General features: G+C 73.8%; 13 protein-coding genes and 1 other RNA gene. 6 read left to right on the forward strand and 8 right to left on the reverse strand.

Going from position 1 to position 12,929, the window contains the following annotated elements; translation table 11 throughout:
• The first annotated feature begins 106 nt into the window (after positions 1–106).
• Complete coding sequence (locus ACFYZ3_RS01710) at positions 107–988, forward strand: MaoC/PaaZ C-terminal domain-containing protein (RefSeq protein WP_388513261.1); 882 nt, start codon at positions 107–109, stop codon at positions 986–988.
• Between the two features lie 148 nt (positions 989–1,136).
• Here the strand turns inward: ACFYZ3_RS01710 and ACFYZ3_RS01715 are convergent, their stop codons facing one another.
• Positions 1,137–1,304 (reverse strand): hypothetical protein, encoded by a 168-nt coding sequence (locus ACFYZ3_RS01715; RefSeq protein WP_388513264.1) that lies wholly within the window; start codon positions 1,302–1,304, stop codon positions 1,137–1,139.
• A 97-nt stretch (positions 1,305–1,401) separates the two neighbouring features.
• Positions 1,402–2,679, reverse strand: coding sequence for a hypothetical protein (locus ACFYZ3_RS01720; protein WP_388513265.1), 1,278 nt, complete (start codon positions 2,677–2,679; stop codon positions 1,402–1,404).
• 233 nt (positions 2,680–2,912) lie between these two features.
• Here ACFYZ3_RS01720 and ACFYZ3_RS01725 point away from each other — a divergent pair, with 233 nt between their 5' ends.
• The 3 genes from ACFYZ3_RS01725 to ACFYZ3_RS01735 are packed head-to-tail and all read left to right on the forward strand — an operon-like array spanning position 2,913 to position 6,018.
• Positions 2,913–3,782, forward strand: coding sequence for a Nif3-like dinuclear metal center hexameric protein (locus ACFYZ3_RS01725; RefSeq protein WP_388513267.1), 870 nt, complete (start codon positions 2,913–2,915; stop codon positions 3,780–3,782).
• The gene (locus tag ACFYZ3_RS01730; protein ID WP_388513964.1) at positions 3,779–4,522 is read left to right on the forward strand and encodes a zinc ribbon domain-containing protein; all 744 of its coding nucleotides are present in this window, start codon (positions 3,779–3,781) and stop codon (positions 4,520–4,522) included. The genes ACFYZ3_RS01725 and ACFYZ3_RS01730 overlap by 4 nt, the downstream gene beginning before the upstream one ends.
• Before the next feature lie 11 nt (positions 4,523–4,533).
• Complete coding sequence (locus ACFYZ3_RS01735; protein WP_388513269.1) at positions 4,534–6,018, forward strand: bifunctional RNase H/acid phosphatase; 1,485 nt, start codon at positions 4,534–4,536, stop codon at positions 6,016–6,018.
• Here the strand turns inward: ACFYZ3_RS01735 and eda are convergent.
• The 4 genes from eda to ACFYZ3_RS01755 form a co-directional block, all read right to left on the reverse strand.
• Entirely contained in the window at positions 5,993–6,652 is a 660-nt protein-coding gene (gene eda, locus ACFYZ3_RS01740; protein WP_388513271.1) for a bifunctional 4-hydroxy-2-oxoglutarate aldolase/2-dehydro-3-deoxy-phosphogluconate aldolase, read from the reverse strand. The genes ACFYZ3_RS01735 and eda overlap by 26 nt on opposite strands.
• 82 nt (positions 6,653–6,734) lie before the next feature.
• Entirely contained in the window at positions 6,735–7,517 is a 783-nt protein-coding gene (gene yaaA / locus ACFYZ3_RS01745) for a peroxide stress protein YaaA (protein WP_388513273.1), read from the reverse strand.
• A gap of 33 nt (positions 7,518–7,550) precedes the next feature.
• A complete protein-coding gene (locus ACFYZ3_RS01750) occupies positions 7,551–8,165 on the reverse strand; it encodes a hypothetical protein (RefSeq protein ID WP_388513275.1) in 615 nt (204 codons plus the stop codon).
• Entirely contained in the window at positions 8,162–8,923 is a 762-nt protein-coding gene (locus ACFYZ3_RS01755) for a MerR family transcriptional regulator (RefSeq protein ID WP_388513276.1), read from the reverse strand. Before ACFYZ3_RS01755 ends, ACFYZ3_RS01750 begins: the two co-directional genes overlap by 4 nt.
• A gap of 175 nt (positions 8,924–9,098) precedes the next feature.
• On the opposite strand from ACFYZ3_RS01755, the gene ACFYZ3_RS01760 reads away from it, so the two are divergent.
• Positions 9,099–9,680: a Uma2 family endonuclease gene (locus tag ACFYZ3_RS01760; RefSeq protein ID WP_388513965.1), complete on the forward strand. Its 582-nt coding sequence runs from the start codon at positions 9,099–9,101 to the stop codon at positions 9,678–9,680.
• A gap of 50 nt (positions 9,681–9,730) precedes the next feature.
• An RNA gene (gene rnpB / locus ACFYZ3_RS01765) (RNase P RNA component class A) lies at positions 9,731–10,133 on the forward strand.
• 90 nt (positions 10,134–10,223) lie between these two features.
• Here rnpB and ACFYZ3_RS01770 read toward each other — a convergent pair.
• Positions 10,224–12,536, reverse strand: a complete 2,313-nt coding sequence (locus ACFYZ3_RS01770; RefSeq protein WP_388513279.1) for a TOMM precursor leader peptide-binding protein — start codon at positions 12,534–12,536, stop codon at positions 10,224–10,226.
• A gap of 32 nt (positions 12,537–12,568) precedes the next feature.
• Entirely contained in the window at positions 12,569–12,769 is a 201-nt protein-coding gene (locus ACFYZ3_RS01775; RefSeq protein ID WP_361014936.1) for a hypothetical protein, read from the reverse strand.
• Between the last annotated feature and the right edge of the window lie 160 nt (positions 12,770–12,929).

Consider the following 12,929-nt stretch of genomic DNA (forward strand, 5'->3'; position numbering starts at 1 on the left):
CGGGTGTCCCGTACGGTCGGGGCTGTCCGTGATCGTCGCCGTGCCCGGGTCGCCGTGCCCGGGTCGCCGTGCCCGGGGCGTCGTGTCCGGGAGGAGCAGGAGGGCCATGCCCATCGACGCAGCCGGGGCGCTCGCCGCCGCGCCCAGGGTCCGGGAGATCGCCTGGGACCACAAGGACGTCCAGCTCTACCACCTCGGCGTCGGCGCCGGACGGCCCGCCACCGACCCGCGCGAGCTGCGCTACACCCTGGAGACCCGGCTGCACGTCCTGCCGAGCTTCGCGACGGTGGCCGGCGGCGGCGCCCCAGGGGTGATCGGCACCCTGTCCGCACCCGGCGTCCACGTCGACCTCGCCCGCGTTCTGCACGGCGGGCAGCGTCTGCGCCTGCACCGGCCCGTTCCGGTGCGGGGCCGGGCGAGCGCGGCCTCGCGCGTCGTCGCCGTGCACGACAAGGGCACGGCGGCCGTCCTCGTACTGCGCACCGAGGTCACCGACGCGGACGGGCCGCTGTGGACCGACGAGGCCGAGGTCTTCGTACGCGGGGAGGGCGGCTGGGGCGGTGACCGGGGCCCGTCCGGACGCCCCTCGCCACCGCCCGCCGACCCGCCCGACGAGGTCGTCGAACGGGCCGTGCGCGAGGACCAGGCGCTGCTGTACCGCCTCTCCGGCGACTGGAACCCCCTGCACGCCGACCCGGAGTTCGCGGCGCGGGCCGGCTTCGAACGGCCCGTGCTGCACGGCCTGTGCACCTACGGCGCCGCGCTCAAGGCGGTCGTCGACACGCTGCTGGACGGCGACGTGACCCGGGTGCGCGACTACCGCACGCGGTTCGCCGGGGTGGTGTACCCGGGGGAGACGCTGCGGGTGCGGATGTGGCGGACCGCCGGGACCGGCGGTGCCGGGACGGGGGAGGCGCGGATGGCGGTGAGCGCCGTGGAGCGCGACGACGCGCCCGTCCTCGCCGACACCGTCGTCCGGTACGGATGACGGCAACCTGACGACGACAACGGCCCCGTCCGCCGGATGCGACGAACGGGGCCGGAGCCGCTTGCTTTCGTGTGTGCCTGTGCCTGTGCCTGTGCCTGTGCCTGTGGCTTTGGCTGTGGCTGTGCCCGTGCTTGTCCTGCGCGGGCCGTCAGGCGGCCGTCTCGGACTCCTCGGCCGGCTTGCGGTGGCGGCCCTGTGAAGTCGCCACGCCCTCCTGGCTGGAGAACGGTCCACGGTGCTTGCCGTGGCCGGTGTCGGTCTCGGAAACGTCGGCACCGGCGGCCTGCATCGGCTGGGTCGTGCTGGCGTCGTTCATCGGAAGGAATTCACCCCGTCAACATGATCTTTCCTACAACCGGGCGAGTCTAACCGGCACACCTCGGGCCGAATCCAGGCGGCCACGCCAACCGGCACTACTTCGTTACAAGCCGTGCCAACGGGGCCTGTTGCAGCGGTACGGGGCAGGGACGGGCGGGTGTGGAAGCGCGCGTCGACGACTCCGTCGCGCCGGGGCCGTCGGACGCGTCCGGAGCCGATTCTCCCGTGTCAGCCGATTCCCCCGTGTGTGCCGAATCCGCTGGATCCACCGAATTCACCGCGTCCACGGGGTCCCCCGTGGCTCCCGCGTCGTTCGCCCCCTCCGTCCGCCCGCCGCCCGCGTCGGGTACGGCCAGCCGGGCCACGCCGCACGGCGACTGCGGTGTGGAGCAGGGCAGTCGCAGCTCCCCCTCCGGGGTCCACAGCCCGGCGCCCGTCAACCAGCCCTCGGGCGCGGGGAGATGCCGCACCTGCCGTTCGGCGGGCCGCCACACCCCGACCCAGCTGCCGAACGCGCCGTCCACCCGCAGGGCCACCGCGCAGCGTTCCGGGGTCAGCACCTGCCCCGGCTGGATCGCGAACGGCGTCACGACGCAGTCCGGCATGCGCAGGCACTCCGGGAAGCGCACCGGCAGCGTGCTGCCGAGTACGCCCCAGCCGAGCCGCTCCCGCCCCGGCGAGGGGGCGTCCGAGCCGATCAGCACCAGCCCGCTGTCGGGGTCGGCCAGCAGGAGCCGGTCGTCGCTGTCCGCGGCGATCTGGAGCAGCGGCGAGACCTCGCCGCCCCGTTCCAGGTCCACCACGACCGCCTTGGTGCGCCCGCCGGTCTCCCGGTCCACCGCCAGCATCCGGCCCGTGCGGTCCAGCCAGACCCCGCCCGAGCAGCGGCCGGGGATCTCCACCACCCGCTCCGGGCCGAAGGCGCCGCCCACGACCTGCCACAGCACCGTGGAACGCGGGCCGGCCGCGAGGGCGTACGCCCGCTCGCCGCCCGGGGCCGGCGGCAGCAACCGCAGTCCGGTGGTGTCCGGCGGGCACTCGACCGCGCCGAGCGGCAGCTCGCCGGTGCCGGGCCCGGTTGGGTACAGCAGCGCGAAGACGTGCCGGCCGGCGGCGACGCGGTGGACCAGGACCCGCCCGTCGCCCATCGGCTGCACCTCGGTGCCCGCCTCCTCGGGCTGGTTGCCCGGCAGCGGCACCGCGTACGGCTCGGGGCCGTCCAGGGTCCAGCGCTCCGGGTACCAGGAGTCGCCGTCCTGCCCGCTCCGGGCGAGACGCGCGGCGTAGGCACCCGCCGCCGTGATGCTGCAGCCCGCCCGCGGGGCCCCACCGTTGCCGGGGTCCGCCGAGGACTCGATCGCACAGGCCGTCATCGTTCGGTCACCTCCGGCGACGAAGCTAGTTTTCGCACGAACGGGCGGGGGACCGGAGCGGCCTCCATCACACATACGTGTGTCACAGGAACGATTCGCCTGAGGGAAGGGCACGGTGTGTGCTGCGCCGGACCGGCCCGTCGCGGCGGCGTTCGCGGCAGCGGGCGGGGAGGGTGGTCGGGGAGGGCGTCCGCGGGTACAACGGCGCAGAACCTCCAGGTAGCCTTGCACGCGTGCCCCGTCTGTCAGAAGTCATCGCCGCCCTGGACAACCTGTGGCCCGCCGAGCGGGCCGAGTCCTGGGACGCGGTCGGCACCGTCGTGGGCGAGCCCGACCAGGAGGTCTCCCGGGTTCTGTTCGCCGTGGACCCCGTCCAGGAGACCGTCGACGAGGCGGTGCAGCTCGGCGCCGACCTGCTCGTCACCCACCACCCGCTGTATCTGCGCGGGACGACGACGGTCGCGGCGTCCACCTTCAAGGGCCGCGTGGTGCACACGCTCATCAAGAACGACATCGCCCTGCACGTCGCCCACACCAACGCCGACACCGCCGACCCGGGCGTCTCCGACGCGCTGGCCGGCGCCCTCGACCTGAACGTCGTACGGCCCCTGGTGCCGGACCCGAGCGACCCCGAGGGGCGCCGGGGCCTGGGCCGGGTGTGCGAGCTGACGCACCCCCTGACGGTCCGCGAGCTGGCCGCCCGCGCCGCCGAGCGGCTGCCCGCCACGGCGCAGGGCATCCGCGTCGCCGGCGACCCGGAGGCGACCGTGCGCACCGTCGCCGTCAGCGGCGGCTCCGGCGACAGCCTCTTCGACCACGTGCGGGCGGCCGGCGTCGACGCCTTCCTCACCGCGGACCTGCGCCACCACCCCGCTTCCGAGTTCTCCGCGGACCGCGCGGCCCGTCGTCCCCTCGCGCTGCTCGACGCGGCGCACTGGGCCACCGAGTGGCCCTGGTGCGAGCTGGGCGCGGCCCAGCTCGACGAGATCTCCGACCGCAACGGCTGGGACCTCAGGGTCCACGTCTCGAAGACGGTCACCGACCCCTGGACCGCCCATGTGGCGTCCGCCCCGACCTCTAGCGCAATGGGAGCCCCCAACTGAAAGCCGCGCCCGCCGACCAGATCCGACTCCTCGACGTCCAGGGCCTCGACACGCGGCTCCAGCAGCTCGCGCACAAGCGCCGGTCCCTGCCCGAGCACGCCGAGATCGAGTCGCTGACCAAGGACCACACCCAGCTGCGCGACCTGCTCGTGGCCGCGCAGACCGAGGAGAGCGACTGCGCCCGCGAGCAGACCAAGGCCGAGCAGGACGTGGACCAGGTGCGCCAGCGCGCCGGCCGCGACCAGCAGCGCCTGGACTCCGGCGCCGTCACCTCCCCGAAGGACCTGGAGAACCTCCAGCGCGAGATCGCCTCCCTCGCCAAGCGCCAGGGCGACCTCGAGGACGTCGTCCTGGAGGTGATGGAGCGCCGCGAGTCCGCGCAGGAGCGGGTCGCCGAGCTGACCGAGCGGGTCGGCGCGGTCCAGGGCAAGATCGACGACGCCACCGTCCGCCGGGACGCGGCCGTCGAGGAGCTGGACGGCGAGATGGCCTCGGTGACCAAGGAGCGCGAGGTCATCGCGGGCTCCGTCCCGGACGATCTGCTGAAGCTCTACGACAAGCTGCGCGAGCAGCAGGGCGGCGTCGGCGCGGCCAAGCTGTACCAGCGCAGCTGCCAGGGATGCCGTCAGGAGCTGGCCATCACGGAGCTGAGCGAGATCCGCTCCTCGGCGCCCGACACCGTCGTACGCTGCGAGAACTGCCGCCGCATCCTGGTGCGTACGGCCGACTCCGGGCTGTAGGCGGCGGTCCGGTGGCCGACCAGGCGGCGCGTCCCGCGCGGGAGTTCGTCGTCGAGGCCGACGGCGGGTCGCGGGGCAACCCGGGGCCCGCGGGCTACGGCGCGGTGGTCCTCGACCCGGCGACGGGGGAGGCCCTGGTGGAGGCCGCCGAGTACCTCGGCGTCGTCACGAACAACGTGGCCGAGTACCGGGGCCTGCTGGCAGGCCTGCGCGCGGCCGCGGCGCTGGACCCGGACGCCACGGTGCACGTCCGCATGGACTCCAAGCTCGTTGTCGAGCAGATGTCGGGGCGCTGGAAGATCAAGCACCCCGACATGAAGCCGCTGGCGGCGGAGGCGGCCCGCGTCTTCCCGCCCGGCCGCGTGACCTACGAGTGGATCCCCCGCGCGAACAACAAGCACGCCGACCGCCTGGCCAACGAGGCGATGGACGCGGGCGCGCGCGGCGAACGCTGGTCGCCGTCCGACTCGACGGCGGAACTGGACTCGGCCGCCGCGTACGGCCGCACGGCCGGTCCCGGCGCCGGTACGCGGGCCGCCGCCGACGATGAGCCTCCGGCCGCGGCTGAGCGTCTCGCCCAGGCGGCCCGGGCCGGGTCCGAGTCAGTGGTGCCGGGGCGGGCCGTCGGCACCGGTCGTGCGGCCGGGGCCCGCCGTGAAGGCGGGTCGACCGTCGCGCCTGCCGGTACCGGAGACGGTGGCCGTGGGGAGGCCGCCGGCGCGGGGAGCGGTGCGGCCGCGGGCGAGCGGGTCGCGCAGGCGGCCCGGGGCGAGGGCGCGAGCGCGGTGCCCCGCGCCGCCGAGTCCTCGGCCGACGCCGACGTACGCGCCGCGAAGACCGTGGCCTCGCCCGGCTGGGGACCCCCCGACATGGGTGCCCCCGCCACCTTCGTCCTCCTGCGGCACGGGGAGACGCCCCTCACCCCGCAGAAGCGGTTCTCCGGGAGCGGCGGCAGCGATCCGGCCCTGTCGGCCGTGGGCCGGGAGCAGGCCGAGAGGGTCGCCGCGAGCCTCGCCCGGCGGGGCACGATCGAGGCGGTCGTCGCCTCGCCCCTGGCCCGCACCCGCGAGACCGCCGGCATCGTCGCCGCACGCCTCGGCCTGGAGGTGACGGTCGAGGAGGGCCTGCGGGAGACGGACTTCGGCGCGTGGGAGGGCCTCACCTTCGGCGAGGTCCGCGACCGTTACCCCGACGACCTGGACGCCTGGCTGGCCTCCCCGGACGCGGAACCGACCGGCGGCGGCGAGAGCTTCGCGGCCACCGGAGCCCGGGTCGCCGCCACCCGAGACAGGCTCGTCGCGGCGTACGCGGGCCGCACCGTGCTGCTGGTCTCCCACGTGACGCCGATCAAGACGTTCGTGCGCCTCGCCCTGGGCGCCCCGCCCGAGTCGCTGTTCCGGATGGAGCTGTCGGCGGCGTCGCTGTCGGCGGTGGCGTACTACGCGGACGGCGGCGCCAGCGTCCGCCTGTTCAACGAGACGTCCCACCTGCGCTGAGCGCGGCGGCCTCGCGGGCCAGCGCCTCCACGCGCCCCCAGTCCCGGCCGGCCACCGCGTCCTTGGGCAGCATCCAACTGCCTCCGACACAGCCCACGTTGGGCAGCGCCAGGTACTGCGGCGCGGAGGCCGGGGTGATGCCGCCGGTCGGGCAGAAGCGCGCCTGCGGCAACGGCGCGGCGAGCGCCTTGAGATAGGCGGTGCCGCCCGCCGCCTCGGCCGGGAAGAACTTCATCTCCCGCACCCCGCGCTCCAGCAGCGCCACCACCTCCGAGGTGGTCGACACCCCCGGCAGGAACGGCACCCCGGACCCCCGCATGGCATCGAGGAGCGTGTCCGTCCACCCCGGGCTGACCAGGAACCGCGCCCCGGCCGCCACGACCTCGGTGACCTGCTCCGCGGTGAGGAGCGTGCCCGCGCCGACCACCGCGCCCGGCACCTCGGCGGCGATCGCCCGGATGGCGTCGAGGGCGACCGGCGTCCGCAGCGTCACCTCGATCGCGGGCAGCCCACCGGCGACGAGCGCCCCGGCGAGCGGCACGGCGTCGGCGAGGTCGTCGACGACCACGACGGGCACGACGGGCGCGAGATCCAGCACCGAGGCGGCGGGGGAGGAGGGCAGCGGAGAACTCATGCCCTCATCGTGCCGCCGAACCGCACTCTCTGCAATCACCGTTGCAACCAGTGCAACGCGCGCAACGGTGACGGTCGACGGTTCAGTGGACCTCGTGCACGAGTACGTCCAGCGACCACGGCCGCCCGCCCTTCGCGGGCGCCTCCGCCTCCACCTCGTACCCCAGGTCCCGCAGCGCCTCCACCAGCTCCGCCGGGCCCTCGGGCGCCGTCCCGGACGCCAGCAGGCTCCGTACGATCCGGCCCTTGGTCGCCTTGTTGAAGTGGCTGACCACCTTCCGGGTCGGTGCGTGCAGCACCCGCACGGTCGCCGTCCGCGGGGCGACCTCGCCCTTCGGCTTCCACGCCGCCGCGTACGCCGCCGAACGCAGGTCGAGCACCAGCCCGCTCCCGGCCGCCTCCGGCAGCACCTCGGCCATCGGCGTCCGCCAGTGCGCGCCCAGCGCCCCGAGACCGGGCAGCTTCACGCCCATCGAGCACCGGTAGGAGGGAATCCGGTCGGTCACCCGCACGGCACCCCACAGTCCCGAGAACACCAGCAGCGACCTGGCCGCCCGACGCTTGGCGGCGGCGTCCAGCGAGGCCAGGTCCAGCGCGTCGTACAGCACCCCGGTGTAGATCTCCCCGGCCGGACGCGCACCCGCCGTCAGCAGCTCCACGTTCTTGGCGACCTCGCCGCGCAGCCCCTCGCTCAGCCCGAGCACCTCGCGCGCCTTCTCCGCGTCGCCGGCGCACAGCTCCACCAGCTCGCCGAGGACGGCCTCCCGGGCCGCGGTGAGTCCCGGCAGGGACAGCGACCCGGTCTTCAGCGGGGCACCCCGGCCGGACGCGGCCTTCCCCTCGGACGGCGGCAGCAGGACAAGCACACGTACTCCTTCGCATCGAGCTGGGGCCCCCGATCAGGGTACGGCGTGCCCCTCCCGTGCCTGCTCGACGGCCCGTACCAGCGCCCCGGGATCGTCGGCGTGGCAGCGCACCACCCGGACCTCGCGCCGCCGCCCGAAGAAGGAGACGTGGGTGACGGGCTCGGCGAGTTCGACGGTGACGGAGGTCTGGGACCCCATGGCGAGATCCAGCTCGCCGTCGGCCCGCTCGTGCGTCGCGCGCAGCTCACGCCGGACGGAGGCGATCCGCTCCAGCGGTATCCGTACGTCGACGTGGACGGCGCGGCGGATGCGCAGCGTCCCGGCGGCCGGGTCCAGGACGTGCGGGCGGACCACGGACGCGGCGTGCAGCCCGATCACGATCACGACCGTGTACACGTCCAGGACCAGCACCACGTGGTGCACCGTGGGCCAGTCCCGCAGCAGCACGGACATCATCACGGACTCGACGACACACACGAACGCGAACCCGGCCGTCATCGCGCCCTGCCCCCGCGCGTACCCGAAGACGGACCCGCCGGCCACCGCCCCGTGGGTCCGCCGGGCCGCCCACAGCCACAGACCGGCCAGCAGCCGCAGCTCGTGACGGACGAGGAGGAAGGGGACCGTGACGAACGACGAGCCCGTCATGACCGCCGCTCCCTGGAGACGATCTCCATGGCCCGCCGGATCGCCTCGGCCTGTCCCGGCGCGAAGTCGGCGTACATGGCGCGCAGGATGCCGTGACCGGAGTCGAGGTCGACGCCCTCCGCGGGCAGCAGCTGGGCGGGGATGCAGTCGGCGAGCGCCCGCGCCGCCCCGGCCACCCGGGGATCGTCGGTCCCGGCGTCGGCCAGTTCGTCGAGCAGCGCGTACGCCTGGTGGGCGCGCGCCACCGCCTCCGGCGAGTCGAACGCGCCGCGCAGCGCGGCCAGCAGTCCCTCCCGGTCCTCCGGGGCCGCGGTGCTTTCGATCAAGGCCAGCATCTCCCGGTCCCGGAGGGCCATCGGCGAGCCGGACACGTCCCCCATCCCGGCGAACAGCCCAGCCAGCTCCGGCGACACCGGCCCTTCGGCGGGCAGCCCGCCCTCGGTCTCCAGCAGCGCCCGCAACCGCGCCCGGCGGTCCCGGATCGCCGCCTCCTGCCGCGCGAGATCCGCGTCCAGTTCCTCCAGCACCTCGGTCAGGTCCTTCCCGGCCTCGTCCGCGAGCACGTCCCGCACCTCCGTGAGCCCGAGCCCCAGCTCGGTCAGCCGCCTGATCCGGGCCAGCACGACGACGTGCCGCAGGGTGTACGTCCGGTACCCGTTGGCCAGCCGCTCCGGCTCGGGCAGCAGGCCCTGGTGGTGGTAGTGCCGCACGGTCCGCGTGGTGACGCCGACCGCGTCGGCGAGTTCTCCGATCCGCATGGCCCCAGTAGAAACGTTGACGTTGCGACAGAGTCAAGCGCGACGAGCCCGCCTTCCGGACAGGGGCCTCGTTCCTGTGCCACGATCGAGGGAACGGTTCCCGATCTCTCGGACAGGTGATCAACCGATGCCCCAGTCTGGCGAGCGACCGAAGGAGGGGCGTGACATGACTGCCATGGCACACGAGCCGCTGACGCAGGCAGATGTCCTGTTGGAGGGGTTCCTCGCCCTGGACACGCCGGAAGGCTTCCGGGCCGAGTTGATCGAGGGGGAAATCGTTGTGACGCCGCCGCCGGACGGGGATCACGAGGACTACATCAACCTGATCGTGAAGCAGGTGATCAGGAGGTCCAGGACGGACATGGACGTCTCCGGGAACAAGGGGCTGAAGCTCAGAGGCGGACTTGACCTACCCATGGATCACGCCATCCCGGACGCCACCTTCGCCCCCACCGATCTGCGTCTGTATCGCGGCGCCGATCCCTGGATGCCCTGCCAGGGAGTCGCCATGGTCCTGGAGGTGACGTCCAGCAAACCCCAGGTCGACCGCGAGGCCAAGCGCCGCTGCTACGCGGGTGGCGGTATCCCCCTCTACCTGCTGGTCGACCGGCATGCGTCCTCGATCACGCTGTTCAGCACCCCGCAGAAGATCGACCACCGGGACGACTACCGGGAGCACTGCACCCGCCCCCTCGGCAAGTCACTCACCCTCCCCGCCCCCTTCTCCTTCGACCTGGACACCACCGACTTCCTCTGAGCCCGTCGGAGGGCAGCCCCCGCGGCCGGTACCATGGTCCACACGGCAGACGAGCCGGGCGGGCGGCCGCGTGGAGTCCCTCACGGGACTTCCCGAGGAACGTCCGGGCTCCACAGGGCAGGGTGATGGCTAACGGCCACCCGGGGTGACCCGCGGGACAGTGCCACAGAAAGCAGACCGCCGGAGGCCTCGGCCCCCGGTAAGGGTGAAACGGTGGTGTAAGAGACCACCAGTGCCCAGGGCGACCTGGGCAGCTAGGTAAACCCCACCCGGAGCAAGGTCAAGAAGGAAGCGCCTCGGTGCTTCTGCGCGGACGATCGAGGGCTGCCCGCCCGAGTCCGCGGGTAGACCGCTGGAGGCCGGTGGCAACGCCGGTCCTAGATGGATGGCCGTCGCCGACGGGACCGCGAGGCCCCGTCGGAACAGAACCCGGCGTACAGCCCGACTCGTCTGCCGCCCCTGCCGCTTCGCCCTGTGATCAGGGCCCGGGACCGGGTGGAGCCCCGGCCGGTGCTCGGGCTCCACCCGTCCGCGTTCCGGAGGTCAGACGAAGAGCGGCGTCGGGTTCAGGTCGTCGTACGCGGTGGCCTCCTGGAGGCGGCCCAGGGCCACCGGCACGTCGAACAGGCGGCCCGGTGCGAAGCGGGCCCAGAAGTGCCGCAGTCCCGGCACGATCACCTTCACCACCGGCAGCTCCAGGTCGGGACGCCGCTGGTCGAGCACCAGGAGTTCCAGGCCCCTGCTGCGCACCGACTCGGTGATGGCGTGCACGTCGTCCAGGAGGTCGAGGCGCTGCGGGGCGGGCCAGGACCGGGGGCCGCGCGGCGCCACCCGCGGGTCCGGTGTCAGGTAGGCCTGGTTGGCGAGCGTGGCGTGCCGCCACCAGTGTGTCGGCTCGGGATCGTCGATCCGGTACCCGGACCCGTCGGGCAGGACGTCGCACACCGCAGGCAGCAGCTGGCCCATCTCGGTCAGCGCCCGCCGCAGTGCCGTGCGCGGGTCGAAGTGGGCGCCGAACCCGAAGATGACGTCCTGGGCCGGTTTGTCGAGGCGGCGGGAGAGCGCCGCCATGACGGGGATACCGAAGTCCGAGGTCAGGTCGAGGACCCAGATGTCCCGGTGGACGCGCCGGTAGCCGTGGCGCAGCCGTTCCACGTAGGGCTCGTCGAAGGCGTCCAGGTCGACCGACGGCTGCCGGGTGCGGTTGTACCACCACAGGGCGACCGCGTCCCGCTCGACCAGTTCGAGGAAACCCTGGAGGAGAGCGTCCTCGGGGCTGCTGCCGGCGGCGTTGCCGTTGGAGTCGGCCCACAGGCCGTCACCCTCACCGGCACCGTGCTCCGTGCCCGCCCCCGCACCCGTCCCCGCCCCCGTTCCTCCGAAGTAGAGCATCGACGTGGGCAACAGACGCTGGGTGTTGTGGGTCAGGGACCAGACGGGGGTCCAGTCGGTGGCCCGGGTCTCGTCGAAGGGGGCGCTGACGTGCTGGAAGCGGGAGTGGGTCGCGTTCCAGCGCTCCCGTTGCGCGTACTGCCGGTCCGCGTACAGCTGGCAGTCGTTCGGGTGCACGGCCGCCGGGCCGAGGCCGCGGTAGGAGTCCCGTACCACCGGCTCGTCGCCGTGCCGGGTTCCGCTGTAGCGCTCCACCGCCTCGCACAGGGCGCTGACCCGGGCCTCCGTCTCGGTCAGGCCCTTGCCGCCGCTGAGCGCGCGCAGACCGGAGCGCAGTCCGGCGAGCGTCGCGGAGCCCATCGCCAGGTTGTGCCCGGAGACGTAGGAGGTGACGAAGTCCGGGCAGCCGGGCGCCTGTCTGATCTCCTTGACGACACCGGTCACCGGGTTCACCAGATGACCGTACGTTCCCAGCATCTGCTGCGCCGTCAGCGCCCGGTGGCCGCCGCCCACGGTGACGGCCTTGAGGCGGGACACCGGCCGGAAGGGGGCACGCACCCGCCGGGCGACCAGCCCCGGATCCCCGCACGCCGGGCACTGCCGGCGCCGGCTCACCGGATGGGAGGCGGTGCGCAGCCGGACCGTGTCCATCGTGCGGATGTGGCCCTGCTCCGGATCGCGCACCCCGGCCAGCCACTTCGCCGTCTCCAGGACGGCGATCCCGATGGCGAGGGAGCGGCCCGCGGCCAGCGAGGCGACGGGCCGGGGCAGCGGACCGTCCAGCCCGAGCGCCCGCTGCACCGGCACCTCCGAGTGGCGGTGCCCGCGCAGCCGTACGGAAAGGCAGTGCCAGCAGGGCCCGTCGTCCGGGCGGAAGACCGGGCCGACCCACGGGTCCGCTCCGCACAGCTTCGCGAGCAGCCACGGTCTCCCGGCGGCGCGGTGCGCCGCGTCCACCGCGGCGAGCTGGGGCGACAGATAGTCGTCGCACAGGACGAGGGACAGGTCGGCGTCGCCGCCGGGCGGGGAGACCGCGATCCCCTCGGCCCGGCAGGCCCGCACCACGGGATCCCCCGCCACCCCGGGCAGCGCCTCGACCGCGACGGTGGCGCCCGCGACGGTGGCCGCGGCCCGGCCACCGTCCAGGCCGATCAGATCCCAGTACGCCTGGGCGGCCGGGTCCGTGTCCGGCGGTTCGGGTTCGTCGAACCGCAGCAGACCCGCACCGTCCAGGGCCCGCAGTGCCGCCTCGGCGTCCGCCGCGCCCAGCACCGGGGCGGCCTCGCACAGCACGGCGTGCGGGCTGCGCGTCCCGTCCAGCAGCGGCACCAGGACCTCCGCGGGGTGCCCGTGCAGTGCCGTGACACCGCGACGTGACACCAGATACGTCGCGTCGTCCGGCAGGACCGTGGGGCGTAAGTGGCTCTTGAAACCCACCAGGACGCCGTCCCGCTCAGCGAGCACGGGGGACCCGTCCTTCCGTGCGTCGGAAAGATTCACGCGTCGAGCCGTCCCGCTCTCCGCGTGGCGGCCGGAACGGCGCTCTCGGCCTGGATGCAGAACGTGGAGAGCGCGACCATGTGGTCCGCCACCGAGTCGAGCTCCTCGATCACGAGGGCGGACCGGGCGGGAACGGCGCTGTCGGTGCCGGCGGCACCGGCGGACTTCAGCTGAATGCCGGAGGAAAGCAGATTCATGTCCTCATCCCTTGGTGGTGTGCGACGGGTCTTTCTGTTCCTCGAGGTGCTCCGTGGTGCTCGGTGGTGCTCCGTGCTGCTCCGGGAAAGATTCTGCGAAGTCGGCCCCGCTGCGCACAGTGCCGGGTTCATCACTGCGAGATGAAGAATTCACGTGCGG

This window comes from Streptomyces sp. NPDC001599, from assembly GCF_042893535.1.
Classification (GTDB): domain Bacteria; phylum Actinomycetota; class Actinomycetes; order Streptomycetales; family Streptomycetaceae; genus Streptomyces.

Excerpts from the sequence above, each read along its gene's own strand:
- ACFYZ3_RS01750 (WP_388513275.1), bottom strand. The coding sequence starts at position 8,165 with ATGACGGGCTCGTCGTTCGTCACGGTCCCCTTCCTCCTCGTCCGTCAC.
- ACFYZ3_RS01710 (WP_388513261.1), top strand. The coding sequence starts at position 107 with ATGCCCATCGACGCAGCCGGGGCGCTCGCCGCCGCGCCCAGGGTCCGG.
- ACFYZ3_RS01775 (WP_361014936.1), bottom strand. The coding sequence starts at position 12,769 with ATGAATCTGCTTTCCTCCGGCATTCAGCTGAAGTCCGCCGGTGCCGCC.
- ACFYZ3_RS01715 (WP_388513264.1), bottom strand. The coding sequence starts at position 1,304 with ATGAACGACGCCAGCACGACCCAGCCGATGCAGGCCGCCGGTGCCGAC.
- eda (WP_388513271.1), bottom strand. The coding sequence starts at position 6,652 with ATGAGTTCTCCGCTGCCCTCCTCCCCCGCCGCCTCGGTGCTGGATCTC.
- ACFYZ3_RS01720 (WP_388513265.1), bottom strand. The coding sequence starts at position 2,679 with ATGACGGCCTGTGCGATCGAGTCCTCGGCGGACCCCGGCAACGGTGGG.
- ACFYZ3_RS01755 (WP_388513276.1), bottom strand. The coding sequence starts at position 8,923 with ATGCGGATCGGAGAACTCGCCGACGCGGTCGGCGTCACCACGCGGACC.
- ACFYZ3_RS01760 (WP_388513965.1), top strand. The coding sequence starts at position 9,099 with ATGGCACACGAGCCGCTGACGCAGGCAGATGTCCTGTTGGAGGGGTTC.